Raw genomic sequence first — 24,763 nt, forward strand, 5'->3', positions numbered from 1 at the left:
GTGGGGTGGTTCCCGCGGCAGCTCGTCAGCGGTTCCCGGTGACGGCGTCGATTCCGTTCAGGATCAAGCCGAGTTCGTGGGCGAAGGATTCCTCGCGGGATTTCGCTTTCCAGGCCGGATTCTGTGCCGAGGTGTAGCGCTTGTGCACCGTGGGGTAGGGGCGTGCGGCGGCTTCGGCGGCGGGGAAAACCCTGCGCATCCATTCCTCCTCGTCGACCCCGCTGCGCGCGATCACCACCATGGACGCGGCCTCGGCGAGCGCATTGCCGAGGACGTAGGAGAAGACCACGTTCATGGCGTGGTCGGCTGCGGCCATATCGAATCCGGCCGCCTCGAACGTGGCCAGCACCGAGTCCGAGACCCGCATCATGTTGGGCCCGAGGTACAGCGTGCCGATCTCGCCGAGTACCGAGGCCAGCCACGGATGGCGCAGGATCGTCGCCCGTAGCTCCGTGGCGAGGTCCGTGATCGCCGAACGCCATTGGCTCGGATCCGGCACCGACATGATCGGCAGTTCGCCGAGTACCTCATCGGTGACCAGCTCGATCAGCTCGTCTTTGTTGGCGACATGGGTGTACAGCGACGTGGCGCCTGCGTTGAGCTTGGCGCCGAGCTTCCGCATGCTCAGCGCCGCCACGCCCTCCGCGTCCAGCAGTCCGATCGCCTCGGCAACGATCTGCTCGCGGCTCAGCGCCGGTTGGTCGCGCCGCCGCCGTTGCGGGCGGGTCCAGACCGACTGGATCTCTTGTTCCTCGACGGCCACACAGCCTCCTCTGTCGCTCGTATTCCCAGCATAGCCGCTGATCGCACAGTGTTCGCATGGGCGAACATCGTGCGCTATTGCGCACGGTGTGCGGTTAACCGTACAGTGTTCGGAATAACGCACACCGTGCGGAACGGTTACTCGGAAGGGTTCACGAAAATGACCGACAAGACGGATATGAGCGCACCGCCGCAGCGTCATCCGCGCCGCTGGCTCATCCTGATCGTGCTCTGCCTGAGCACGTTGGTGCTGGTCGTCGACAATATGGTGCTCAATGTGGCGGTCCCGCAGATCGCCACCGACCTGGACGCCGACGCGCAAGACATCCAGTGGATCATCGACTCCTACATCCTGGTGTTCGCCGGCCTGCTGCTGACTTCGGGAAGCATGTCCGACCGGTACGGCCGCCGCCTCGTGATGGTCGTCGGCTTGATCCTGTTCGGTGCGGCCTCGGTACTCGCCGCCTTCGCCACCAATCCGGAACTGCTGATCGCGGGCCGGGTCGTCATGGGCATCGGCGGTGCGCTGATCATGCCGAGCACCCTGTCGATCCTGATCACCGTCTTCGATGAAGCCGAACGTCCTCGTGCGATCGCGGCATGGAGCGCGGTGTCGGTGGTGGGTATGGTCGGCGGCCCGGTGCTCGGTGGTGTGCTGCTCGACCACTTCTGGTGGGGTTCGGTGTTCATCCTGAACGTGCCGATCGTGGTGCTGGCCATCATCGCCGCGCTGGCCTTGATGCCGGAATCGAAGGGGCCGTGGCGCAAGGCCGATCTGCCCGGCATGGTGCTCTCTGTTGTCGGTATGACCGCTCTGGTGTGGACCATCATCGTCATCCCGGCTGATGGCTTCACCGCGCCGAGCACGCTGACCGCGCTGGTGATCGCGATCGCGGGCCTCGGTGGATTCGTGATCCGCGAACTCAATACCGCCACACCCATGGTGCCGCTCGAGCTGTTCGGCAATCGTGTGTTCACCGGCTCGAGCTTCTCGCTGGTGCTGTTGACCTTCGCCAATGGCGGGCTGCTGCTGGTGCTCACCCAGTACCTGCAGTTCGTGCTGGAGTACACCCCGATGGAGACGGCGCTCGCCTTCACCCCGATGGCCGTCGCGGTGCTGGCGTGCAACGCGATCGGCGCCGGCCTGACCGCCAAGCTCGGCCACCGCACCATCACCGCCACCGGCCTACTGATCACCGCGGGTGGATTCGCCGTGCTGGCCACCCTCGACGCGGGTGCCGGTTTCTGGCAGCCCGCGATCGCAGTCGCGGTGCTCGGCTGCGGACTCGGCCTGGCCATGCCCGCCGCGATCGGCGCCCTGATGAGCGCGGTGCCAGGTGAGCATGCCGGCGTCGGTTCGGCGGTCAACGACACCATCCAGCAGGCGGGAGCGGCACTCGGCGTCGCCGTTCTCGGCGCGGTTCTCGCGGGCTCCTACACCGGCGGGATGCCGGAATCGGCTCCGGATGACGCCCGCGAGTCGATCACCGACGCGCTGGCGGTGGCCCTCGATACCGGCGATACCGGGCTCGCGGTGGCGGCGCGGGAGGCCTTCACCTCGGCGATGTCGACCACGTTCGTGGGCGGTGCCTGCGCGGTGGTCGGTGCGGCGCTGTTGTCGCTGGTGCTGATGCGCGACCGCAGACAAGACTCTGCGGAGATGGAGGACACCGGCAAGGAGGAGGCCGACGAGGTGCTGGCCCGCTGACCGATTTGGCGTAGAAAAGCATTCCGCCCCTGACCATTCCGGTCAGGGGCGGATCTATGTCCAGCGGGTACCGCGAGGTCGCTAAAGCAGCCCGAACCAGTACAACACGCAGGCCATCGCCCAGACCACCACGGTTTCCATCGTCGCTCCCAATCTTCTTGCCGCACTTACTTCCATCATGGCGCGAATCGAGCACCCGCGCCGCAAACTGGTCCAGTTTCGCTGATCCGAGGCGTTCTACCTGGGATTTCGGTGCTGCAAGTTCTTCTTAAGGGCGCGCCAAGCTGGGGGCGGCATTGTTTGTGTCAACACCGGAACACACCGGAAAGAACAGACCGAAACCCCGAACAGGACGTACTGACGATGATCGGCAAGCTGACCACCGCCCTCGCTCTCGCCACCACGACCACCGCCCTCGTTCTCGGCGCGGGCACTGCCTCGGCCGCCACCGAAGGCAACCCGGGTGCCGCCGTCACCGGCCAGGCCACCTGCACGCACAAGGGCGACAAGATCCGGATCGAGATCGACTCGCCGGTCGTCTACGCCCAGCCCGGCTACCTGCCGGGTGAGAACCAGCAGATCCGCTACCGCACGGTGATCATCGACGCCGCCAAGGGCACCCTCGCCGGTTCGGGCGAGTGGGAGACCGGCAAGGCGACCGACACCAAGGCCGCCGATATGGACGACACCAAGATGGACGTCCTGCGCAACGACCCCAACGCCTACCTGGTCATCCAGGAGGTCGAGTGGCTCGCGCCGGACGGTGAGAACCCGGTCGCCAAGACCGACCTGACCGCGACCAGCTACCTGATCAAGGACGGTCGCACCGAGCTCGGCACCTTCGACTACTGCCAGTAGTCGCGAGGTCCGGAAACGGGGGACGGTGATCGGGCCGGGGAGGGCCCGACGCACCGAATAGCAGCGCCCGCCACTGGGGAGGGGTGAACGCTGCGGCGCCGGACCGGGGATATCCGGTGCCACTGGGGCCGGGGAGGGCCCGAGGGTATCCGAGCGGAGCAGGCCGGGGAGGACCTGACGGGGGACGGATACCGGGTGGGGCCCCGATCGGGGGATCGGGGGACACGCTGGGAGGGGTGTCATCGAGTGCGGGGACTCGGTGGCAGGACCGGCGGGGGATCGGTGACCTCCTGACTGCCTCGGGGGTGGGCAGTCAGGAGGGAGCCGAGGGGGAAATGCCACTCGACCCGGAATGTCGGGTGCCGGGATGCCTGGAATGTGGGGATCCCATGAGTCGAATCCGGAATGTCGGGTCGACGACAGCCCGCAAAAGTGGGCTCGAGAAATCGGCGCGCGGCCGAGGCCGAAAGGTCGGTCCGAAGGTTGGCCGCTGCGACGTGCGGATCGCCTCGCAAGGTGGGGAACCGCGGGGGCTGGGGGTCCGCCGGAGCCGGGAAGGGGCCCGGGGCGGGAGGGGTTGACGAGGGGGAAGGGGATTCGGGTTCGGCCTGTCTCGCGGGGTGACAGGCCGGATTCGAGCCACATCGGCCGGACCGATCTCGCGGGGTGATCGGTCCGGCCGGCAGGTCCTGCGACACGTTCCGGCTCTTCCGGAAGCTGCGCAGCAGAGCAAGAGCGGTCACGGCCCAGAAGGATGGACGCGATCCGGGTTCTGCCGCCGCCGAAGGTAACCATTCACTGTTCGCCGATGGCCTATACCAGTTCCACACTCGCGCCGCACATGTTGGAAGTGGCCGGGAATGGTTGGCCGGCCACCAGCGGTGACCGGCAAGCGGAGACTCAACGAGTAGGTGTGGCCGCCGGGTAGTCGGGCAGATCGTAGTTCTCGGTCTTCGACAGCATCTTCATCATCAGCGGCTTCATGATCCGTGCGGTCATCAGTTTGCTGACAAGCAGGCCGGCCCGAATTCCGAAGCGGGTCTTCGGCGTCATCGCCCGTAGACCGCCGGGCTGCAACTCTTGCGCCAGGGCGACGAACGGGCGCAACACCTGCTCGTAGCTTTCCAGCGCCCGGCGCGGATCATCGGCATGCCTGGCGATCTCACCGGCCAGTACGTAACCACCGACCAGCGCCATGGCGGTGCCCTGGCCGGTGAGCGGGGAGCCGCAGTAGCCGGCATCGCCGACCAGCGCGATGCGACCATGGATCCAGCTCGCCATATCGATGCGGGCCAGCTCATCGAAGTAGAAGTCGTCGGCGTCGGCCATTGCCGCTGTGATCGCCGGGGCGGCCCAGCCCCCGCCTGCCAGGCGGTCGCGGATGAGACGCTGCTGGGCGGCCATATCGCGGCGCAGCGCGGGGTCGGCCTCGGCGCGAATCACGACCAGCGCCTTCGACGTAGACGGATCGGCGTCGGGCCGCATTCCGAGCCCGGTCGCACCGGGCAGCGAGTGCATGGTGAACCAGTGCGGTTCGGTGTCGACGGGGGTCGGCATGGTGAAGAAGGACATGTAGCCGCCGAGGTAGGTGCTGAACTGGTCTTCCGGGCCGAAGACCAGGCGGCGGGTCGCCGAATGCAGTCCGTCGGCGCCGATCACGAGGTCGAATCGCTCGGTGGTTCCCGAGGCGAAGGTGACCTCGACGCCATCGTCGTCCTGGGTGATCGCCTCGAGGTATTCGCCGTATCGGTAGTCGAGACCGCCTGCCGCTTCGATGCCGTCGAGCAGGACCTGGTTCAGATCGCCGCGGGTGATCTCGATCTCGGCGACACCACCCTTGCCGTCGAACATGTCGGCCGGCATGCGCAGCAGTTCCTTGCCGTCGGCGTCGACATGCCGCATGCCGCGCTCGTCGAGCTGATGGGCGCGGATGCCGGGCATCAGACCCATCCGCTCGGCCACCTCGCGGCTCGGTCCGCGCAGGTCGACGGCCTGACCGCCCGGTCGGGGAGCGGCGGCGCGCTCGATCACTGTGACCGGGACGCCGTGCCGGAGTAGTTGCAGCGCAACAGCATTGCCGCCGATCCCGCCACCCGATACGAGAACGCGGGGGCGGGCTGCGGGCTGCGGGGTGTGGGTGGCGGGCTGGGTGCTCATCGTCTCGTCCTTTGTTTGCTCGAACGTCTTAGACAAATGTCTAACAGACGTCTTGCACATCTGTCTAGTACAAATGTGCAAGACGCCATTACAGTGGTGGTCATGGGAAACAAGGAGGACCTGCTCGCAGCGGCGCGGACCTGCGTATATGAGCGCGGGTTCGCCGCGACGACAGCGCGCGACATCGCGAATGCGGCGGGCGTGAGCCTGGCCGCGATCGGCTATCACTTCGGTTCGAAGGAGCGTCTGCTCACCGAGGCGCTCACCTCGGAATCGGGACGCGAGATCGGAGACGCGCTCGACGAGCGCATCACAGACGCGAGTAAGGAGGGCCGGTCAGCCGCGGAGGCCTTCCCGCTGGTGTGGAACGACTTCGCGGAGGTCTTTGCGCGCAACCGGCAGATGCTGGTGGCGAGTGTGGAGAACGTGATCCGGATTCACCGCACCCCGAGCGAGGCCGAGCATATGTCCGGCCTGCTGGCCGAGGCCGTCGCCGAGCTGGCGAACCTGATCGCCCAATCGGATCCGGAACTGACCGAGGAGCAGACCAGAGCGGTCGCGCGGCTGTATTTCGCGCTGCTGAACGGGTTGGCGCTGCAATGGATTACGGAACCGGAGGGTGCGCTACCCAGCGGCGATGAACTGGCGCTCGCGATCGCCGCCCTTGCGCCGAGGAACTGAGCCGTGTGCCGTGATGGCGTCGAGGGCGCACCGCGGCTCGATCCGCAGTGCGTCCTCGTCTGCCGACTGCCAAGCCCCGACGCGCGTGGCCGGACTCAACCCAGCTGTTCCAGGTACTTCTTCCACCCACCGAATTCGGTGATATCGGTAGCAGTGACCGCCGCGTCGTAGGTGCACGCGAACCCGACGACGGTGCGGCCGTCTTCGAGTTCGATGCCTGCCAATGCCATCGGGGCGGGCAACGCGGCAAGGAACGAACCCAGGCCGGCAGCCGAGAGCTGGAAAAGTTCACCGACGATCGGCGCGCCCTTGCCGGGGCCGTAGCGGACAAGGCCGGGCTTGGGCGGCGTGGTGTCGAGGGCGGTGAGGCGGTAGGCGTCGGTGGTGCGGATTTCGCCTGCGAAGCGGGCACCGATCTGTTCGAGCTGCCAGAACAGCGGCTGACCGCGCAGATGTGCGCCGAAGACGGCGAGTTCGGCGTCATGGCCGAACAGTGCGGGCGTGCTGTCGGTGCCGGCCAACCGCGCCGCGATATCGATCGCGACCTGGTCGGCGAAGGCAGGCACCACCACCATCACGCCGAATGGCGAGCCCTGCGCGGTAGGCGACCCCGGCACGGCCACCGCCGCCATATCGAGCAGATTGCAGAAATTGGTGAAGGTGCCCATTCTGCGGTTGATGGTGAGGGGGTCGGCCTGCACGGCGGCGATCGTCGGATGCTCGGTGGTGGTCGGCAGCAGCACACCGTCGTAGCCGTCGAGCAGTGTTTTCGCGGCGGCGCGGGCGGTGACGAGGGCGTCGAGGTCGGCGGCGAAGCCCGGGCCGGTGGTGTGCTCGGCGGCGCGGATGATGCCCGCGACGGTGGGGTCGAGTGCCTCCGCGGACGCGCTCGACACGAAGGCACCTACTGCTGCAAAACGTTCGGCGACGATCGCACCGTCGTAGAGCAGCAGTGCGGCATCCAGCAGCACCGAGATGTCGATCTCGGTGACGGTCGCACCGGAATCGACCAGACCGGCAACAGTTCTGGCGAACGCCTCGCGGTACGGCGCGCTCAATGTGGTCAGGTTGTCGGCGCGGGGAACTGCCACCTTCGGCTGCCGCGGCGCGGCCAGCAGCACGTCGGCGGGCCGGGTCCGGCTGCGCGGATCACGCGGATCCGGGCCCGCCATGATCGCGGCCGCCGCCACGGCTCGTTCGAGATCGACCGCGAAAACGGTGAGGGCGTCGAAATCCGCGCACGCAGGCACCACTCCGTGCACCGGGATGACGCCGAGCGTCGCCTTGATCCCCACGATGCCCTGCAATGCCGCGGGCACCCGACCCGAACCCGCGGTGTCGGTCCCGATACCGATATCGGCGATGCCCAGTGCGACCGCGACGGCCGAGCCCGAACTGGATCCGCCGGAGACCAGCTCAGGATCGATCGCATTGCGCACCGGCCCGTACAGGCTGCGGGTGCCGACCAGCCCGGTGGCGAACTGATCGAGATTGGTCTTACCCAGCACCACGGCACCCGCCGAGATCAGCCGCTCGATGGCGCAGGCGGTGACCTCCGGTGTGTAGGCGAATTCCGGGCAGCCCGCGGTGGTGGGCAGTCCGGCGACGTCGACGTTGTCTTTGACCGCGACCAGCAGGCCTGCCAGCGGCAGCTCGACGCCTGCGGCCAGCCGCTGCTGCACCGCCGCGGCGTCGGCGGTGACCTCATGCTCCGGACGCAGGGTGATCCAGACCTCCGGCCGGTCCACCTCCGCGATACGATGGTAGGCGGCGGCGACGCGCGCGGTGGGCGAGGTGGTATTGCCGAGGATGCCGGCGGACATTCAGTCGACTCCGATCACTGCTAGAGGGGTTCCGGGTTCCGCTTTGGCACCCGGGGTGGCGAGGACCTTCAGCACCGTGCCCGCGTCGGGGCTCTGCACCGGCAATTCGAGTTTCATCGCTTCCAGCACGGCCACGGTGGCACCGGCGGTGAGGCGTTGTCCCGCTTCGACTTCCACCCGCCAGACATTGCCGATCATCGGTGCGCACACCACGGTGGCGTTGTCGGGCATACCGGCCAGCGGATCGTCGATGGCCTCGGTGACCACCTCATCCGCTGTGCCGCGGTGGAATTCGCCTGCGGCGTGCCATGCCTGCTTCTCCGCCTCGAACGCGGCCGCCTGCTCGGTCTCGAACTCCGTGATCGACTCGGCTTCGTCGCGGAGCAGCCGCAGATGGTCGGCCAGGGCGAAGGTGCCGTCGCTGACCTCGGCATCGAACCGTCCCGCGGTGGCCGCGGCCCGGTAGTCGAGCAGCTGTTCGGCGCTCACCGGCTCCCAGACGATGCGGTCGAAGAAACGGAACAGCCAGGGCGTACCGGATTCGAACGGCGCGGGCTGGCGGTAGCTCGACCAGATCGGTACGGTCCTGCCGATGAGCTGATAGCCGCCGGGGGAGGCCATCCCATAGACGCACAGGTATTTACCACCGATGCCGACCGCGTCGGACGGAGTCCAGGTGCGCGCGGGGTTGTACTTCGTGGTGACCAGTCGGTGGCGTGGGTCGAGCGGAACTGCCAGCGGCGCGCCGAGATACACATCGCCGAGGCCGAGTACCAGGTATTCGGCGGCGAAGACCGTCGCGCGCACATCGTCGACACTGTCGAGACCGTTGATGCGGCGGATGAATTCGGTATTGGACGGCAGCCACGGTGCGCTGTCGCGGACTCCGCTGCGATATCGGTCGATGGCCTCCGTGATGGACGGGTCGTCGAACGAGAGCGGCAACCGGATGGTGCGGCTCGGCACCACCAGATCCTGGGTGGCGGGCAGCTCGGCTTCCAGCTCGGCCAGCACGCCGAGCAGCCGATGCTGGGCCAGCACATCGGGATCGAAATGGATGTGCAGCGAGCGCACGCCCGGGGTCACGTCGATGATCCCGGGTAGACCGGCCGCGGCGAGGGCGGTGGACAGTGCGTGCACCCGCATGCGCAGGCCCAGATCGAGCACCATCTCGCCGTATTCGACCAGCACATTGTCGTCACCGCCGCGCAGATACCTGACCTGCGGTCGTTCGCCGGTGGCGGCGCCGTCGGCAAGGATGCCGCGATCACTCAGTCCGGCAAGTGGTTTCGGTACCGCTGCGCGGGCGCGTGCCTGGTTCGAAGTGCGCAATTCGTTCGCGGTGGTGTCGTCCACCGGCACGAATCGGACGGTGTCGCCGGGGCGCAACTGGCCCAGCTTCCAGCGATGTGCGGAAACCACCGTCAGCGGGCAGGCGAATCCGCCGAGGCTCGGGCCGTCGGGTCCGAGCAGGATCGGGGTGTCGCCCGAGACATTCAGTGCGCCGACGCTGTACGGATTGTCGTGCAGATTCGACGGATGCAGCCCGGCGTCACCGCCGTCGGTTCGCGACCAGGTGGGCTTGGGACCTTCGAGCCGGATACCGGTGCGATTGGCGTGGCTGCCGACGCGCCATTCGTGGGCGTAGAACTTCGCCATATCGGCGTCGGTGAAATAGGCGGGCGCGGTCTGCGGGCCCTCGCCGACGGCCAGCTCCCAGGCATGGCCGAAATCCGGGCGCTCGGCCGGCGGAATCGGGTGCGGTTCGGCGTCGGTGGTATCTGCCAGATGCAGGACATCCCCATTGACCAGTGCTTTTCCGGTGACGCCGCCGAAGCCGCCGAGGGTGAAGGTGGCCGCGCTGCCGTGGTACAGCGGTGCGTCGATGCCGCCGCGGATGGCGATATAGGTGCGCAGACCGGTATCAGCAGGGGCGCCGATATCCAGAACCCCATCCGCGGGCACAGTGATCGGCTCCCACATGGCGACAGGCTCGCCGTTCACGGCAACTGGGGCGTCGGCGCCGGTCACGCACACCACGGCGGAGGCGGCGAAGCGTAGTCGCGGGCCGTGCAGGGTGCATTCCAGGGCAGGTGTGCCTGCCGGATTACCGGCGGCGATATTGGCGAGGGTGAACGAGAGATCGTCCATCGGACCCGACGGCGGGATACCCACCTCCCACAGGCCGATCCGGCCTGGATGGTCCTGGATGGTCGTCATGGTTCCGGGCCGTTCCACGTCGATGCGCGCGCCCGTTGGCCGGATATCGGCGAGGGTGGCGGTGATATGACCGGCCTGCCGGACGGTCGGGTCGGTGGTGGCGGCGCGCAATTGCGGCAGATTGGTCTGCACGCCGTGGATGCGGGTGCCTGCCAATGCCTCGGTCAGAGCGGTGAAGGCCGCGTCGCGGTGGGAGCCGTGGGTGATCACCTTGGCCAGCAGCGGGTCGTAGTAGGGGCTGACCTCGGTACCGGTGGCGACCCAGGTGTCGACCCTGGCGTCGTCGGGGAAAATGGTCTCGGTGATCAGGCCCGCACTTGGCCGGTAGTCCTGGCCGGGGTCCTCGGCGTAGACGCGGGCCTCGACCGCCCAGCCGCTGATCGGCGGACCGGCCTCGGGCAGCTCGTCCAGCATCGTGGTATCACCGCCTGCCAGTCGCAACATCCAGTCGACGAGGTCGATTCCGGTCACCGCTTCGGTCACCGGATGTTCCACCTGCAGCCGGGTATTCATCTCGAGGAATGACGCGGTGTCACGGTCGGCGTCGTAGACGAACTCCACGGTGCCTGCCGAGCGGTAGCCGACCGAACGGGCCAGCTCGCGCGACACCTCGAGCAGCCGCTGCGACAGTTCCGTGCCGAGCCCGGGAGCGGGCGCCTCCTCGATCACCTTCTGGTTGCGTCGTTGCAGGGAGCAGTCGCGGGTGCCGAGGCTGACCACCCGGCCGTGGCCGTCGCCGAACACCTGCACCTCGACATGCCTGGCACGCGCAACGAAGCGCTCGAGAAAGACGCCGGAAGTGGCGAAATTGGTGGCGGCCAGCCGCTGCACGCGCTCGTAGGCCACACGCAACTGGTCGGCGTCGTGGCAGGCCTGCATACCGATACCACCGCCGCCGCCGACCGCCTTGAGCATGACCGGGAACCCGATCCGTTCGGCCTCGGCGACTGCGTGATCGGCCGTTTCCAACAGCCCTGAGCCCGGCACCAGCGGTACGTCGACCGCTCGGGCGGCCTCACGGGCGGTGTGCTTGTCGCCGAAAATCCGCAGCTGCTGCGGGGTCGGACCGACGAACGCGATACCGGCCGCCGTGACCTCCGACGCGAATTCCGCGTTCTCGGAGAGGAATCCGTAACCGGGGTGGATCGCACCGGCACCGGTGGCCTGCGCGGCCTCGATCACCCGGTCGGCGCGTAGATACGATTCCGAGGCGGCACTCGGGCCGAGACAGGCGGCTGCGTCGGCCATTTCGACGTGAGCAGCGCCGGCGTCGGCCTCGGCATAGACGGCGACCGTCTTCAATCCGAGAGCGCGGGCGCTGCGCATGATCCGGCAGGCGATCTCGCCCCGATTGGCGACGAGGACGGTATCGAAATCCAGGCTCACGTCGGGCTCCTGTGTTCAGTTGGTACTAGTCGGTGGCCAATGACATGGCGGCGATCGCCCGGGTGACCCGGTCGAGCACGACGTCGAGTGATTCACCGATATGGGTGTGTAGCAGGCGATAGGCCAGCGAAAGATCATCGGCGAGAACCGCATCGAGGATCGCCAGATGCTCGGAGATGGTGGTCTCGATCCGGTTGTTGACCATGAAGTCGTACATCCGGACATGCCTGATCCGGGAGTTCACCGAGCGCAGGGCACGCACCATCTCGGCATTGCCGGACGCCGTCAGCAACGTGACATGGAACTCTTCGTCGCGGACCACGAAGCCCGGCTCCTGCTCGGGCGGGTCGGCCTGTAGTACCAGCCAGGCCTCGCGTTCGGCCCGCAGCAGCGCGTGATCGTGCACGACATCGGCGTTCTGCATGGCTCGCTGTAAACCGCCCATTTCCAGGGTGATTCGCAGTTCATACAGATCCCGTACGAGCGGAATGCTCGGGCGCACCGGCGAAAAGCCGTACTCCTCGCGCTGGAGCAGCCCGTCCGAGCACAGCACGGTGAGGGCCTCGCGGACCGGAGTGCGTGAGATCCCGAACCGGGTCGAGACTTTCGGCTCGGTGAGCCGTTCGCCGAACTTGATGTCGCCGTTCATCAGCTCGGCCCGCAGCGTTTCGTACACCACGTCCCGCAGCGGTTTACCCGAGGTTTCAGCCGGTGCGGCCACTCGTGTCGACATGCCTGTATACGCTATGGACCTCGCGTTTCCGTGGAATCACCTCGCGTAACCGGTAGGTAAGCGTCTGCTCACAGGGTCGCGGCCGTCACGGCGCGATCGTCGATTTCCCTACTCCTTCCCGCCTCGGACTTGCTGTTGATCCGACACTAGACAAAAACTAATTTCTGTCTTACCTTCGGAACATGTTGGACAATGAGTATCGTGCCGATCCAGTGTTCGAACTGCGTTCGGGCGAGACCTGGCGCGAGCCGTGGTCGATGTATGCCGCACTGCGCGAGCACGATCCGGTGCACCGTGTGGTCCCGGCGCAGCAGCCCGACCACGACTACTGGGTGCTGACCAGGCATGAGCACGTCTATGCGGCCGCCCGCGACAGCGCCACCTTCTCCTCGAGCGACGGGCTGACCGTCGAATACGGCGAACTCGAGCAGATCGGGTTGACCGCCAATCCGCCACTGGTCATGCAGGATCCGCCGGAGCACACCGACTTCCGCAAACTCGTCGCGCGGGGATTCACGCCACGTCAGGTCGAGGATGTCGAGCCGGTGGTGCGGAGCTTCGTGCGCGAGCGGCTGGACCGACTGGCTGAACAGGGTGGCGGCGACATCGTCACCGACCTGTTCAAACCGCTGCCGAGCATGGTGGTTGCCTACTACCTCGGGGTGCCCGAGGCCGACCGCGATCGTTTCGACGGCTGGACCGACGCTGTCGTCGCGGCCAGCACCGAACGCACTGCCGATGCGCAGCAGGCGTCGATGGAAATGCTCGGCTACTTCGCCGAGCTGATCAAGCGCCGCCGCACCGATCCCGGCGACGATACGGTCTCGCTGCTGGTGCAGGCCGGAATGGCCGCCGACGACACCGATGTGAACGGTTTCGTGCAGATCCTGGCCTACACCTGGACGATGGTCGCGGGCGGCAACGACACCACTACGGGTCTGCTCGGTGGTGCGGTGCAGCTGTTGCAACAGCATCCGGAGCAGCGCGCGGCGTTGGCTGCCGATCCCGACCGCATCAAGGTCGCCGTCGAGGAGTTCGCGCGGTTGACCTCGCCGGTGCAGGGTCTTGCCCGCACCACCACCCGCGATACCGAGCTGGCCGGGGTCACGGTTCCCGCCGGCCGTAAGGTGCTGCTGGTGTACGGGTCGGCGAATCGGGATGAGCAGGCGTTCGGCGCCGACGCGGCAGAACTCGATATCGACCGCAATCCGCAGCGCATCATGACCTTCGGTCACGGGCCGCATCATTGTCTTGGCGCGGCCGCGGCTCGCATGCAGGCGCGGGTGGCGATGGAGGAGTTGCTGGATCGGTTCCCGGCGTATCAGGTCGACGTCGATGCGGTCGAGTATGCGACCGGGCCGTATGTGCGCCGCCCGACGAAGGTCCCGTTCAAGTGCACGGCATGAGTAGCGTTGCCGCGGTGTGGGTCATCGGCGGTGTGCGCTCATATCGGCAATGCCGCGATGACCGATGATGCGTGCGTGCGGCGGCGCATCAGCGCCGAAGCCGGGCGAGTGGTCCGGCGGAAGGTGATGGTCGAGCGGGAGTGTCCGTTCGAGACGGGAAGGGATATGGCGTGAGCAGTGACTGGCTGGCCGGCGGGCGGGCGGAACTGGCGGCGGAGCGGATCCTGGACGCCGTGCGCGCGTTGTTCCTGGACAAGGGTGTCACCACGGTGGGGATGGCGGAGGTCGCCGAGGCGGCGGGCTGCTCCCGAGCCACTCTGTACCGCTATTTCGACAGCAGGCAGTCGCTGTATGTGGCGTTCGCGGGCCGGGAGGCGCGGCTGCTGATCGAACGGGTGTGGGCAGAGCACCGGTTCGATGGTTCCGATCCCGAAGGCCAGCTGCTCGACGTGCTCACCGCCATGCTCGCCGAGGTGCGCAAGACGCCGCATCTGGCGGTCTGGTTCGAACCGGCCAATGCTGGGATCGTCGCCCAGCTGTCGCAGTCGCCGGGCGTCATCGACACGCTCACCACCGCATTCGTCGGCAACTTCCGGGCCGATCTCGCACCCGAGGCCGCGGTCCGCCTCGGCCAGTGGGCGGTCCGCGCCATGGTCTCGCTGCTGACCCTGCCCGCCGCGACCGAGGACGAGGAACGCGCCTTGCTCCGCAATTTCCTACTACCGTTCCTGCTCGACAACCGCCTCGAGCTCACCTGAGCGGGCCGATAAAAGAAGGAAACCCTGACCAGCAGTGCTGATCAGGGTTTCCATCGTGTCTCAACCACACGAGTCGGGGTGGCGGGATTTGAACCCACGACCTCTTCGTCCCGAACGAAGCGCGCTACCAAGCTGCGCCACACCCCGTGAAGCGGACCTGAGGTAGCTTACAACAGGTCGGGGCCGGACGTTAAACCGGCAGGTCAATCAGTCTTTCAAGGGGCGAATACTGCTGAGGATGCGCTGGGCGGTCGCGTGGTCGACGGCATCGGGGACGCCGGTGTCGGCGGCGAGGACCAGCACGATGCTCCCGGTGCGGCCGGGGACCGCGTAGGTGTAGACGGAGAACTCGGTCGCACAGCCGGGTTTGGCGGTGTCCATTCTGCCCGTGGTTTCCACCAGCATGCCCTGCTGCGAGCCGTCGACAGAGGCGAGCGGCTGGGGAGTGCCGGGGCGGACGTCGCGGCTGCCCGCGTAGGCCACGGTCGCGGCTTTGGCGCCGAGTTCGGTGGCGGCGGTCGCAGGGTCGGTGGCGTCGGAGCCGGTGATGAAGGCGACGGTGCGGGTCGAACCGGGGCAGTAGTCTTCGCCGTCGGTGGCGAGGCCGTTGCCGACGACGGCCTCCGGCGGTTCGCCGAAACCACCTACGCTGCCTTCGGGCGCGACGCGCCAACCGGCGGGAACGTCGTATACGGCGCTGCGATTGGGCACCGCGACCGGCTGGAATCCGGGCACGACCGGGCCGACGTCGCCGACGGGCGGGGCTTCCCGCGGACGCGGCCGTGTGGTGGTTTCGCTGGACGACCGCGGCGACTTCGATGCGGATTCGCCGGTCGTCAAGGCACTGACCATCGACGGGGTGGCCCCGCCTGCCGCCGAGGATTTCTCGGAACCACCGGCGGTCACCGCGACGACCCCGACGCCGACCGCGATCACCGACATCGCCGCCGCGCCGAATGCGATGTACTTCCCGCGGCTGCCGGACGCAACCGCAGGCGCGCCCTGGCCGGGCCCGAGCGAACCCGGAGGCCGCCCACCCTGATACTGCTCGATCGGTGGGACCTCGCCGTACTGTCCGGACCACTGGGGCGCGACCAACGCGCTCGGATCCGTCCAGGTAGGGCCGGGGTTCGTCCAGTTCGGTCCACCATCCGCCCGTTGTCCGGTCTGGGTAGGCGCTGCTGCGGCCGGCACGGGCGTCGGAATCGCAGGTCCACTTCCTAACGGCCACTGCCCGCCAGGTATCGACGTCGAGTCCGGCCCGGCAGCCGGCGGCACAGGCACGAAACTCGCGGCGACTTTGCCCGATGTCCCGGGCCCGGTCTGCGTCAGTGCTGCTTCGGGCGCGATCGGCGGCCACGGTGTCGGACCGGGTGCGGAACTCGGGAACCCGGCGCCCCACTGTCCGCCCTGTGTCGGTGCTGCTTCGGGACCCGCCCCCTGTTGGCCGGTGTGCGTAGGTGCCGCTTCCGGTCCGACGGGTTGCCGAGGCGCTGGTCCCGATGGGGGGCTCACCGGGCCCCACGGCATGCCCGGCCCACCTCCGTTGCCGGGGTCGAAAGTATTCAAGGTCGTCCTCTTGCCTGACAAAAAGTCTCGGCAAACGACCCTAGCGGGCGACGGTCTCCGAGGTGGAAACGCCCTGTGCGGTATCGGAGTTCGGCCGCTTCGGGGGTGCGGCGACCAGCGTCAGCAGCGTGGCCTCCGGGCGGCAGCAGAACCGGTACGGCGCCCACGGCGAGGTGCCGAGTCCGGCCGAGACGTGCAGGCGGGTGTGCTCGCCCCACTTCGACGGGCCCTTGACCCGCGACCGGTCGATGGCGCAGTTGGTGACCAGCGCGCCGTAGCCGGGCAGGCACAGCTGGCCGCCGTGGGTGTGGCCGGCCAGCACCAGGTCGTAGCCGTCCTCGGCGAAGCGGTCCAGCACTCGCGGCTCGGGTGAGTGGGTGAGGCCGATCCGCAGGTCGGCGAGCGGATTGGGTGCGCCGGCGATGGTGTCGTAGCGATCGCGTTGCAGATGCGGATCGTCGACGCCCGCGGTGGCGATGCGGATACCCGCCACCTCGAGATCGCGCCGGACGTGGGTCAGATCCAGCCAGCCACGTTCGGTGAACGCCGCGCGCAGATCCTTCCACGGCAGCGGCGCGCCATGTGTGCGGCGGTGATCGGTCTTGAAGTACTTGAGCGGGTTCTTCGGCACCGGCGCGAAGTAATCGTTGCTGCCGAAGATGAAAAGCCCTGGGCGCGAGAGCAATCCGCTGAGCGACTGGACCACCGCGGGCACCGACTTCTGATGCGAGAGGTTGTCGCCGGTGTTGATCACCAGGTCCGGCTCCAGCCGATCCAGCTCGCGCAGCCACTGCTGTTTGAGCTTTTGTCCTGGCATCATGTGCAGATCGCTGATGTGTAGCACCCGCAGCGTCGCCGAACCCGGTCGCAGCACCGGCATCGTCGCCTCACGCAGCACGAAGGCATTGCGTTCGATGAGGGAGGCATAGCCGACTCCGGCCACCGCGGCTCCGGCGGCGCCCAGCGCGGTTCGGCGGACAGCGGAGGTCGAGATCACGGGCATTTGCCCAGCATAGGTGACGGTGGTCTCGAACGCGGCGTGTGTTCAGGCACAGGTTCGCCGACCGGCCGGGTAAATATGGTGGGCCGGTTCGGGCGCAACGGCTACCGTGTGGCACATGTCGGAACTCAAATCGCAGCTGCGCGCGGATATGACCGCCGCGATGAAAGCCAAGGACACGCTGCGTCTTGCCACATTGCGGATGCTGCTCGCCGCCGTCCAGTCCGCCGAAGTCGCGGGCCCCGAGGCACGTGAGCTCTCCGATGCCGAAGTCGTCGCCGTGCTGACGAAGGAATCGAAGAAACGTAACGAGGCCGCCGAGGTGTACACCCAGGCCGGACGCGGTGAGCTGGCGGCCAACGAGCACGCCGAGGCCAGGATCATCGACGAATACCTGCCCACCCAGCTGACCGAGGCCGAGGTCGCCGACCTCGCCGATACGGCTATCGCCCAGGTCGCGGAGCAGATCGGCGAGCGCCCCGGCATGCGCCAGATGGGGCAGGTCATGAAGATCGCCACCGCGCTCGCCCAAGGCAAGGCCGACGGCTCCAGGATCTCGGCCGCCGTCAAGGCGCGGCTGTAGCTGTTCGACACAACCAGATAAACGAAGCGCCGACCCGGTCAGACCGGGTCGGCGTTGTCGTTATCTGGGGAAGGGCAGCGGAATCGGAATAGGGATCGGCGGCAGCATCGGCGGCGGCGGTAGCCCAGGTACGCCCGGTGGCGGCCCCTGCGGTCCCGGTGGCGGCGGGGTCCGCACCGTGCCGTCGCTGACGTAGATCGTCACCAACGACCCGGGAATGGCCGACCCGTTGGGCGAGGATCCGGTGACGGTGCCCTTCGGCGCCGATCCGGACGACTCCACCGGCGTGACCTTGAATCCGGCAGCGATGAGCGCGGCGGTCGCCTCACCCTGCTTCATGCCGACCACATCGGGCACCTGCGCATTGTTGGCGCCGCGGACGTATTTGTCGTCCAGCGGCGGCAGCGCCGGCGGCGGGTAAAGACCGACCACAGGTTTGATCGCGTTGAACCAGGTTCGTGCGGGTTCGTTACCGCCGAACAGGCCGTTCGCATCGCTGGCACCGCAGTTGCGCAGCGGGAACGAGCAGATCTCGCCGGGGGTCGGGCTGTCGCCGTAGACGTAGACCGCCGACGCCAGCGAGTTGGTGAACCCGACGAACGCCGAGGAGCGGTGGCTTTCGGTGGTTCCGGTCTTACCCGCCATCGGCAGCGTCCAGCCGGCGTTGGCGGCCGCGCCGAAGGCGGTACCGCCGGCCTGATCGTCCTTGCTCATGGCGTTGGCGAGTGTGTTCGCCAGGCCGGGCTCGACAACCTGCTCGCAGGCCTGCTGGGTCAACGGCACCTGCTTACCGCTGCGGTCGATCACTTCCTTGATCGGCGACGGCGGGCACCACTTACCGCCGGAGGCGAGCGTGGCGGCGACGTTGGACAGTTCGAGCGGGTTGATCGGGACCGGACCGAGGGTGAACGAACCCAGGTTCTGGCCCTTGATCATGTCGGCCAGGCTCTGGTTGTTCTCGAGCCCTGAGGAGCCGGGATCGGTATAGGAACGCATGCCGAGCCGCACGGCCATATCGACGGTCGGCGTGACGCCGACGGCCTGGATGAGCTTGACGAACGCGGTGTTCGGCGAGGTCGCCAGCGCCTCGGTCACCGACATCGGCGACTTGTAGCGGCCCGCGTTCTCGACGCAGTAGGTCGCGGGCGGGCAGCCGGGGGCGCCACCGTTACCCATGCCCTGGGCATTGAACCGGCCGGGCACGTCGAGCTGGGCATTGATGCCCATGCCCTTCTCCATCGCCGCGGCCGTGGTGAACAGCTTGAACACCGAGCCCGCGCCGTCGCCGACCATCGAGTACGGCTGCGCCAGCAGCGTTTCGTGTGCTTCACGGTTGAGGCCGTAGGTGCGGCTGCTTGCCATGGCGAGTACCGGATGCGAGTCCTGGCCGGGTCCGATGACCGACATGACCTCGGCGATGTTCTCCAGGTTCGGCGGCGCAGCCTCGGAGACCGCACGCTTGACCGAATCCTGCACAGCCGGGTCGAGGGTGGTCCGGATCAGGTAGCCACCCTTGTCGATCTGCTCCCGGCTGATGCCGGCGTTGGCCAGGTACTGCAGCGCGTAATCGCAGAAGAAGCCGCGGTCGTTGGCCGCGATGCAGCCGCGGGGCAGGCCTTTGGGCTCGGGCAGTACGCCCAACGGCTCCTTCTTCGCCGCGCGGAATTCGTCGGCACGGCTGGGGATGTTCTGGATCATGGTGTCCAGCACGGTGTTGCGCCGGGCCAGCACGCCCTCGGTATTGGTGTAGGGGTTGAGCTTGGAGCTGCTCTGCACCATGCCCGCCAGCATCGCCGACTGCGCGACGTTCAGCTGGGCGGCGTCGATACCGAAGTAGGTCTGCGCGGCGTCCTGGATGCCGTAGGAGGAGTTACCGAACGGCACCAGGTTGAGGTAGCGGGTGAGGATCTCGTCCTTGGTCAGTTCCTTGTCCAGCGTCAGCGCCATCCGGATCTCGCGGATCTTGCGGGCCGGGGTGGTCTCGATGGCGGCGCGGCGCTCGGCGTCGGTCTTGGCCACGACCAGCAGCTGGAAGTTCTTCACATACTGCTGATCCAGCGTGGAGGCGCCCTGTTGCACCTCGCCGCTGGTGGTGTTGGTGAGGAACGCACGTAGCGTGCCCTGCCAGTCGACGCCATCGTGGTCGGCGAAGCGGCGGTCCTCGATGGAGACGATCGCCAGCTTCATGTCGTTGGAGATCTTCTCGCTCGGTACCTCGAAGCGGCGTTGTTCGTAGAGCCAGGCGATCGGATTGCCTGCCGCGTCGACCATCGTCGACACCGCGGGCACCGTGCCCTCGACCAACTCCGCCGAGACGTTGTCGACGGCATCGGCGGCGCGGTTGGACACGAATCCGAAACCGCCTGCGAGCGGGAACAACAGCCCGGCGACGAGCACGGCGGCCAGCATGCAGCTAACGGCCAGCTTCGCGAGCGTATGTCTGATCGGCACGGGACCAGCCTAAGGGGTGGGCCACCGGCTCTCGCGGGTGTGTTTGACCCGAACTGCTCGATTGCAGGTCGGGGCCGGTACACGGCCCGGATCGTGGCGATGGTGGCAGGGCGGTGAGCATCTCGTTCGATCGAACACCGGATAACGGTGGATCCGGTGGTGTGTCGCGATCCGATCACTGGCGTGTCGCATGGTCGCGGCACGGACGTACCAAAAAATCACAGCTCGGTCTTGACCTTCCCGCATACCTTTACCTAGATTGAGAACCCAGTGTGATAGAGCTAACACTCAAAGTGGAATGTGGTGCAGTTCGCAGCGGGGTTTGGGTTGCTGCGATGCTGACACGCGATTCTGGAGCGCCGTTTACCGGTGTTCGGACAGCAAAGGGGCACACCAAATGCACATGACAACCCCCATCGCTCGATTGGACGTAGAGCAGGCCGAAGCGAGGATCGCTTGGGTCTCCGAGGCTCGATGCAAGGAAGTAGACCCCGATCAGCTGTTCGTTCGAGGCGCGGCGCAGCGCAAAGCGGCAACGATTTGCAGGCACTGCCCGGTACTGATGCAGTGCGGAGCCGACGCACTCGACAACCGGGTCGAGTTCGGCGTGTGGGGCGGGATGACCGAACGGCAACGGCGTGCGCTGCTCAAACAGCACCCCGAGGTGACGTCGTGGGCCGATTTCTTCCAAGCCCAGCGTCAACATCAGGTGGCTATGTAACCGCTACGGCCGAATCGGAGGCCGGAGTCCGGGTGAGTTGATCGCCGACCGCGCGTAGCGCTTCGAGATCGGAGACCTCGAAGGGCAGCGCGGTTACCGGCACGATCGGCACCCGAGGGTGGGCTCCGGTGAATCGCAGCAACAGGTGCTGTTCCCGCTTGGCGGCGGCCACCCGGTGTGCGTGGATACGCAGCACCGCCGCCGTCAGCGGATCCGATTCGGCCAACTGGTCGGCGGCGGTCTGCGCATGATCGGCCGATAGTGCGCTCAGGATCGGATGAGTCCGGTTCAGCACCAGCCCGGCCAGCGGCATCTTCTCGGTGGAGAGCCGGTCCACGAAGAACGAGGCCTCACGCAGGGCATCCGGTTCGGGCGCCGCGACCACCAGGAAGTGAGTGCCCGGCTTGGACAGCATCGCGTAGGTCCGGTTGGCGCGGTCCTGGAAACCGCCGAACAGCGATTCCAGCGACTGCAGGAAAAGTGAGGCGTCCTTGAGCATTTGGCCGCCGACGATCGTCGACACGCCACGCACCGCCAGGCTCATCGCGCCGGTGACGAACCGCCCGACGCCACGGCCGGGCGCCATGATCACCCGGATCATCCGGCCGTTGAGGAAATTGCCGAGACGCTTGGGCGCGTCGAGGAAATCCAGCGCGTTACGCGACGGGGGAGTGTCGACGATGATCAGATCCCACTCGCGCCGATTCGCCAGCTGGCCCAGCTTTTCCATCGCCATGTACTCCTGCGTCCCACCGAAGGACGAGGCGACTGTTTGATAGAAGGGGTTGGCGAAGATCTGCTCGGCCTTGTCCGGGCTGGTGTGCTCGAGCACCATATCGTCGAAGGTGCGGCGCATATTGAGCATCATCGCGTGCAATTCGCCCTTGACCTCGGGGTCGAGCTCCACCCGCTGAGGAGTGTTGTCGAGATCGGCCACACCGAGCGACTGTGCCAGCCTGCGCGCCGGATCGATGGTCAGCACGACGACCTTGCGTCCGGCCTCGGCCGCCCGCAACGCGATGGCCGCGGCGGTCGTCGTCTTCCCGACACCACCGGATCCGCAGCACACCACCACCCGCGCGGTCGGGTCGCCGATGATCGTCGAGATGTCCAGCTCGGGGGCGCCTGCCTGCGGCGTGCTCATCGGACTCCCTGTGCGGTGAGGTGTTCGGCCAGCTCATAGAGCCCACCCAGATCCATGCCATCGGCAAGTGCGGGCAGCGAGATCCGGGCGATGTCGATAGTGGCCAGTTCTCGTGCGCTCTCGTCCTGGGCGCGCAGCGTGGCCGAATGCTCGACGGTTTCGGTGATCAGGCCCTGGAAGTCGCCCTCCGGCAAGGTGATTGCGGCACTGTCGAGCCCGGACCGGATGGCCGCGGTATCGATATCGCCCGCGGCGGCCCGGTTGCGCTGTTCGGCGGGCAGTTCATCGCGGCTGGCGCGATTGACGATCACGGTGCCGATGCGCAGGTCGGCCTCGGACAATTCGGCGATGGCATCGGCGGTTTCCTGTACCGGAAGCGCCTCGAGCAGCGTCACCAGATGGATCAGGGTCTGGTCCGAATGCAACAGCTTCGACACACCCTCGGCTTGCGAAGCGATCGGTCCGCCCTTGGCCACCTCGGCCATGGCCTGGGTGACGTCGAGGAAACTCGCGATCCGGCCCGTCGGCGGTGCGTCCACCACGATCTCGTCGTAGACCGGCTTGCCCGCCTTGTCGACGCGGACGGCGCACTCCTTGATCTTGCCGGTCAGGATCACATCGCGCAGACCGGGCGCGATGGTGGTGACGAACTCGATGGCGCCCATCCGGCGCATCGCGCGGCCGGCGAATCCGAGGTTGTAGAACATGTCGAGGTATTCGAGGAAGGCGTGCTCGATATCGAGCGCGAGCGCGACCACCTCGCCGCCTCCGTCAGCGGTGGCGATCTTGGTTTCGGTGGGTGGCAGCGGCGGCAGGTCGAACAGCTGGGCGATGGACTGCCTGCTCTCCACCTCGACCAGCAGAACCCGGCGTCCCCCTGCGGCCAGCGCCAGCGCCAGGGCTGCCGCGACCGTCGATTTTCCGGTCCCGCCCTTACCCGACACATAGTGCAGCCGGGCCTTGGAGGCGCGTTCCGGCCAGCCTGTCGTCAGCTCCGGATCGGCCGAAACCGGCGCTGTTGTTGGTGCTCCCACGTTCGCGAGCCTATAACCCGTGCTGAGATCGCGCCCTAAGGATCCGGATACCAAGGGTGTGGTGTATCAGACAGTGACGTTCGCCTCGTATGACCAGTGACCCGGCCCGGCTGCGGTCGGAACGTGGCGGGCCGCACCCATTAGGCTCCAGCCATGAGCGATGTGACCCTGTGGGAGTACGCGACCGTTCCGCTGCTCACCCATGCGACCAAGCAGATCCTCGACCAGTGGGGCGCCGACGGCTGGGAACTGGTGACGGTGCTGCCCGGCCCGACCGGTGAGCAGCACGTGGCCTACCTGAAGCGGCCGAAGCAGTAGGGCGGGCCGGTATGGCTATCGAATCACCCGCGGCCGAACCCGCAACCCCCTGGCAACACAATCTGGCCCGGCTCGGACTGAGCCTGCCCGAGGTCGCCGCGCCGGTCGCCGCCTACATACCCGCGGTCCGCACCGGCTCGCTGGTCTACACCTCTGGACAGCTGCCGTTCGTGTCCGGTGCGCTGTCGGCGACCGGCAAGGTCGGCGCCGAGGTGTCGCTGGAACAGGCCGCCGAGGCCGCCCGGCTGTGTGCGCTGAACGCGTTGGCCGCGGTGCACGATCTGGTCGGCCTCGACGAGGTCGTGCGCATCGTGAAGGTGGTCGGCTTCGTAGCCTCGGCGCCAGGTTTCTCCGATCAGCCGCTGGTCATCAATGGCGCTTCGGAGCTCCTCGGTGAGGTCTTCGGCGCCGCGGGCACGCACGCGCGCTCGGCGGTCGGGGTCTCCGAGCTGCCGAAGAACACCCCGGTCGAGGTCGAACTCATCGCCGAGGTGCGGTGATCAGGAGGTAGGTCCTATGACGCCGGCTCATCCCGCGTACGGACAACTGCGGCAGGTCACGCCCACTGCGGCGGTCCTGCTCGCCGACAACCCCGGCCAGATGACGCTGGACGGGACCAATACCTGGATCCTGCGGGCTCCGGAGGGCTCCGGATACGTCGTGGTCGATCCGGGACCGAAGCAACGCGCCCATGTCGAGGCGATCGCCGCGGCGACAGGTGGCGATATCGCGCTCACCCTGATCACGCATCGGCATTCCGATCACACCGACGCCATCGATCGGCTGGTGAAGCTGACCGGAACGCCGGTGCGGGCGATGGACAGCGCCTATCTGCGCGGGAGTGACGCGGTGCTGGTCGACGGCGAGGTGATCGTTGCCGCCGGGCTGCGCATCGGTGTGCTGCACACTCCCGGTCATACCGGGGATTCGGTGAGTTTCGTGCTCGACGATGCCGTGCTGACCGGGGACACCATCCTCGGCCGCGGCACCACTGTGCTCGATTCGACCGACGGCACCCTCGGTGACTACCTGCGGTCGCTGGATCGACTGGTCGAGGCGGGCGCCGGTAAGGCGCTACTGCCCGCGCACGGCCCTGATCATCCGGATCTCGAGCCGGTTGCGCGCTACTACATCTCGCATCGCCATGAGCGCCTGGAGCAGGTGCGTGCGGCGCTGGCCGAACTCGGTCCCGATGCCGGGCCGATGGCCGTCGTCCGCAAGGTGTACGCGGATGTGGATAAACGCCTGTGGCTTGCGGCGCGCAGTTCGGTGCAGGCACAGCTGGAATACCTGCGCACGCAGTCCTGACCGTCCTCACCAGGCGCGCACGTCAGAGGCCCGGCCCGCATGATTGCGGGGCGGGACCAAGTCCGCAAAACGGATGTGCGAGCGGAAACGAAGCGCGCCCGGCCACGCGGTCCGTGACAGAGAAAAACACCGACTATCCATCA

At 67.2% G+C, this 24,763-nt stretch carries 20 protein-coding genes and 1 tRNA gene; 10 read left to right on the forward strand and 11 right to left on the reverse strand.

Annotated features, from left to right (window positions below; all coding sequences use genetic code 11):
- Positions 1 to 25: 25 nt before the first annotated feature.
- Positions 26 to 763 carry a TetR/AcrR family transcriptional regulator gene (locus tag ACFXNW_RS03170; protein WP_379415490.1) on the reverse strand — a complete coding sequence of 246 codons (738 nt, stop codon included), beginning with the start codon at positions 761 to 763 and terminating at the stop codon, positions 26 to 28.
- A gap of 159 nt (positions 764 to 922) precedes the next feature.
- Here ACFXNW_RS03170 and ACFXNW_RS03175 point away from each other — a divergent pair, with 159 nt between their 5' ends.
- The gene (locus tag ACFXNW_RS03175; protein ID WP_379415491.1) at positions 923 to 2,470 is read left to right on the forward strand and encodes an MFS transporter; all 1,548 of its coding nucleotides are present in this window, start codon (positions 923 to 925) and stop codon (positions 2,468 to 2,470) included.
- Positions 2,471 to 2,833: 363 nt separating this feature from the next.
- Positions 2,834 to 3,328: a hypothetical protein gene (locus ACFXNW_RS03180; protein ID WP_379415492.1), complete on the forward strand. Its 495-nt coding sequence runs from the start codon at positions 2,834 to 2,836 to the stop codon at positions 3,326 to 3,328.
- Between the two features lie 900 nt (positions 3,329 to 4,228).
- Here ACFXNW_RS03180 and ACFXNW_RS03185 read toward each other — a convergent pair.
- Positions 4,229 to 5,485: an FAD-dependent monooxygenase gene (locus tag ACFXNW_RS03185; protein ID WP_379415493.1), complete on the reverse strand. Its 1,257-nt coding sequence runs from the start codon at positions 5,483 to 5,485 to the stop codon at positions 4,229 to 4,231.
- Between the two features lie 102 nt (positions 5,486 to 5,587).
- Between ACFXNW_RS03185 and ACFXNW_RS03190 the strand changes: the two genes are divergently transcribed.
- On the forward strand, positions 5,588 to 6,166 hold the full coding sequence (locus ACFXNW_RS03190; protein WP_379415494.1) for a TetR/AcrR family transcriptional regulator: 579 nt from the start codon (positions 5,588 to 5,590) through the stop codon (positions 6,164 to 6,166).
- 95 nt (positions 6,167 to 6,261) lie between these two features.
- Here ACFXNW_RS03190 and atzF read toward each other — a convergent pair whose 3' ends face one another.
- The 3 genes from atzF to ACFXNW_RS03205 all read right to left on the reverse strand — a co-directional run bounded on the left by atzF (position 6,262) and on the right by ACFXNW_RS03205 (position 12,328).
- A complete protein-coding gene (gene atzF, locus ACFXNW_RS03195; protein WP_379415495.1) occupies positions 6,262 to 7,989 on the reverse strand; it encodes an allophanate hydrolase in 1,728 nt (575 codons plus the stop codon).
- On the reverse strand, positions 7,990 to 11,535 hold the full coding sequence (gene uca, locus ACFXNW_RS03200; protein WP_379416267.1) for an urea carboxylase: 3,546 nt from the start codon (positions 11,533 to 11,535) through the stop codon (positions 7,990 to 7,992). It lies immediately after the preceding gene.
- Positions 11,536 to 11,620: 85 nt separating this feature from the next.
- Complete coding sequence (locus ACFXNW_RS03205; RefSeq protein WP_379415496.1) at positions 11,621 to 12,328, reverse strand: GntR family transcriptional regulator; 708 nt, start codon at positions 12,326 to 12,328, stop codon at positions 11,621 to 11,623.
- A gap of 182 nt (positions 12,329 to 12,510) precedes the next feature.
- On the opposite strand from ACFXNW_RS03205, the gene ACFXNW_RS03210 reads away from it, so the two are divergent.
- Together ACFXNW_RS03210 and ACFXNW_RS03215 are read left to right on the forward strand one after the other, a co-directional pair.
- The gene (locus tag ACFXNW_RS03210; protein WP_379415497.1) at positions 12,511 to 13,734 is read left to right on the forward strand and encodes a cytochrome P450; all 1,224 of its coding nucleotides are present in this window, start codon (positions 12,511 to 12,513) and stop codon (positions 13,732 to 13,734) included.
- 170 nt (positions 13,735 to 13,904) lie between these two features.
- Positions 13,905 to 14,492, forward strand: coding sequence for a TetR/AcrR family transcriptional regulator (locus ACFXNW_RS03215; protein WP_379415498.1), 588 nt, complete (start codon positions 13,905 to 13,907; stop codon positions 14,490 to 14,492).
- A 73-nt stretch (positions 14,493 to 14,565) separates the two neighbouring features.
- Here the strand turns inward: ACFXNW_RS03215 and ACFXNW_RS03220 are convergent.
- The 3 genes from ACFXNW_RS03220 to ACFXNW_RS03230 form a co-directional block, all read right to left on the reverse strand.
- A tRNA-Pro gene (locus ACFXNW_RS03220) sits at positions 14,566 to 14,639 on the reverse strand.
- Between the two features lie 60 nt (positions 14,640 to 14,699).
- Positions 14,700 to 15,590: a hypothetical protein gene (locus tag ACFXNW_RS03225; RefSeq protein ID WP_379415499.1), complete on the reverse strand. Its 891-nt coding sequence runs from the start codon at positions 15,588 to 15,590 to the stop codon at positions 14,700 to 14,702.
- A gap of 511 nt (positions 15,591 to 16,101) precedes the next feature.
- The gene (locus ACFXNW_RS03230) at positions 16,102 to 17,064 is read right to left on the reverse strand and encodes a metallophosphoesterase (RefSeq protein WP_379415500.1); all 963 of its coding nucleotides are present in this window, start codon (positions 17,062 to 17,064) and stop codon (positions 16,102 to 16,104) included.
- Positions 17,065 to 17,179: 115 nt separating this feature from the next.
- Here ACFXNW_RS03230 and ACFXNW_RS03235 point away from each other — a divergent pair, with 115 nt between their 5' ends.
- On the forward strand, positions 17,180 to 17,644 hold the full coding sequence (locus ACFXNW_RS03235; RefSeq protein WP_379415502.1) for a GatB/YqeY domain-containing protein: 465 nt from the start codon (positions 17,180 to 17,182) through the stop codon (positions 17,642 to 17,644).
- A 60-nt stretch (positions 17,645 to 17,704) separates the two neighbouring features.
- Here the strand turns inward: ACFXNW_RS03235 and ACFXNW_RS03240 are convergent, their stop codons facing one another.
- The gene (locus ACFXNW_RS03240) at positions 17,705 to 20,053 is read right to left on the reverse strand and encodes a penicillin-binding protein (protein ID WP_379416269.1); all 2,349 of its coding nucleotides are present in this window, start codon (positions 20,051 to 20,053) and stop codon (positions 17,705 to 17,707) included.
- 439 nt (positions 20,054 to 20,492) lie between these two features.
- On the opposite strand from ACFXNW_RS03240, the gene ACFXNW_RS03245 reads away from it, so the two are divergent.
- Entirely contained in the window at positions 20,493 to 20,816 is a 324-nt protein-coding gene (locus tag ACFXNW_RS03245; protein WP_163827936.1) for a WhiB family transcriptional regulator, read from the forward strand.
- Here ACFXNW_RS03245 and ACFXNW_RS03250 read toward each other — a convergent pair.
- Both ACFXNW_RS03250 and ACFXNW_RS03255 read right to left on the reverse strand, forming a co-directional pair.
- On the reverse strand, positions 20,809 to 21,960 hold the full coding sequence (locus ACFXNW_RS03250) for an ArsA family ATPase (protein ID WP_379415503.1): 1,152 nt from the start codon (positions 21,958 to 21,960) through the stop codon (positions 20,809 to 20,811). The two genes, ACFXNW_RS03245 and ACFXNW_RS03250, sit on opposite strands and share 8 nt — an antisense overlap.
- The gene (locus ACFXNW_RS03255) at positions 21,957 to 22,994 is read right to left on the reverse strand and encodes an ArsA family ATPase (RefSeq protein WP_379415504.1); all 1,038 of its coding nucleotides are present in this window, start codon (positions 22,992 to 22,994) and stop codon (positions 21,957 to 21,959) included. Before ACFXNW_RS03255 ends, ACFXNW_RS03250 begins: the two co-directional genes overlap by 4 nt.
- Positions 22,995 to 23,147: 153 nt before the next feature.
- Here ACFXNW_RS03255 and ACFXNW_RS03260 point away from each other — a divergent pair, with 153 nt between their 5' ends.
- The 3 genes from ACFXNW_RS03260 to ACFXNW_RS03270 are packed head-to-tail and all read left to right on the forward strand — an operon-like array spanning position 23,148 to position 24,620.
- A complete protein-coding gene (locus ACFXNW_RS03260; protein ID WP_014348616.1) occupies positions 23,148 to 23,312 on the forward strand; it encodes a DUF4177 domain-containing protein in 165 nt (54 codons plus the stop codon).
- A gap of 11 nt (positions 23,313 to 23,323) precedes the next feature.
- The gene (locus ACFXNW_RS03265; RefSeq protein WP_379415505.1) at positions 23,324 to 23,812 is read left to right on the forward strand and encodes a RidA family protein; all 489 of its coding nucleotides are present in this window, start codon (positions 23,324 to 23,326) and stop codon (positions 23,810 to 23,812) included.
- A gap of 16 nt (positions 23,813 to 23,828) precedes the next feature.
- Positions 23,829 to 24,620 carry an MBL fold metallo-hydrolase gene (locus tag ACFXNW_RS03270; RefSeq protein ID WP_379415506.1) on the forward strand — a complete coding sequence of 264 codons (792 nt, stop codon included), beginning with the start codon at positions 23,829 to 23,831 and terminating at the stop codon, positions 24,618 to 24,620.
- Positions 24,621 to 24,763 lie beyond the last annotated feature (143 nt).

The organism is Nocardia sp. NPDC059180, from assembly GCF_042754945.1.
In the GTDB taxonomy this organism is placed as follows: domain Bacteria; phylum Actinomycetota; class Actinomycetes; order Mycobacteriales; family Mycobacteriaceae; genus Nocardia.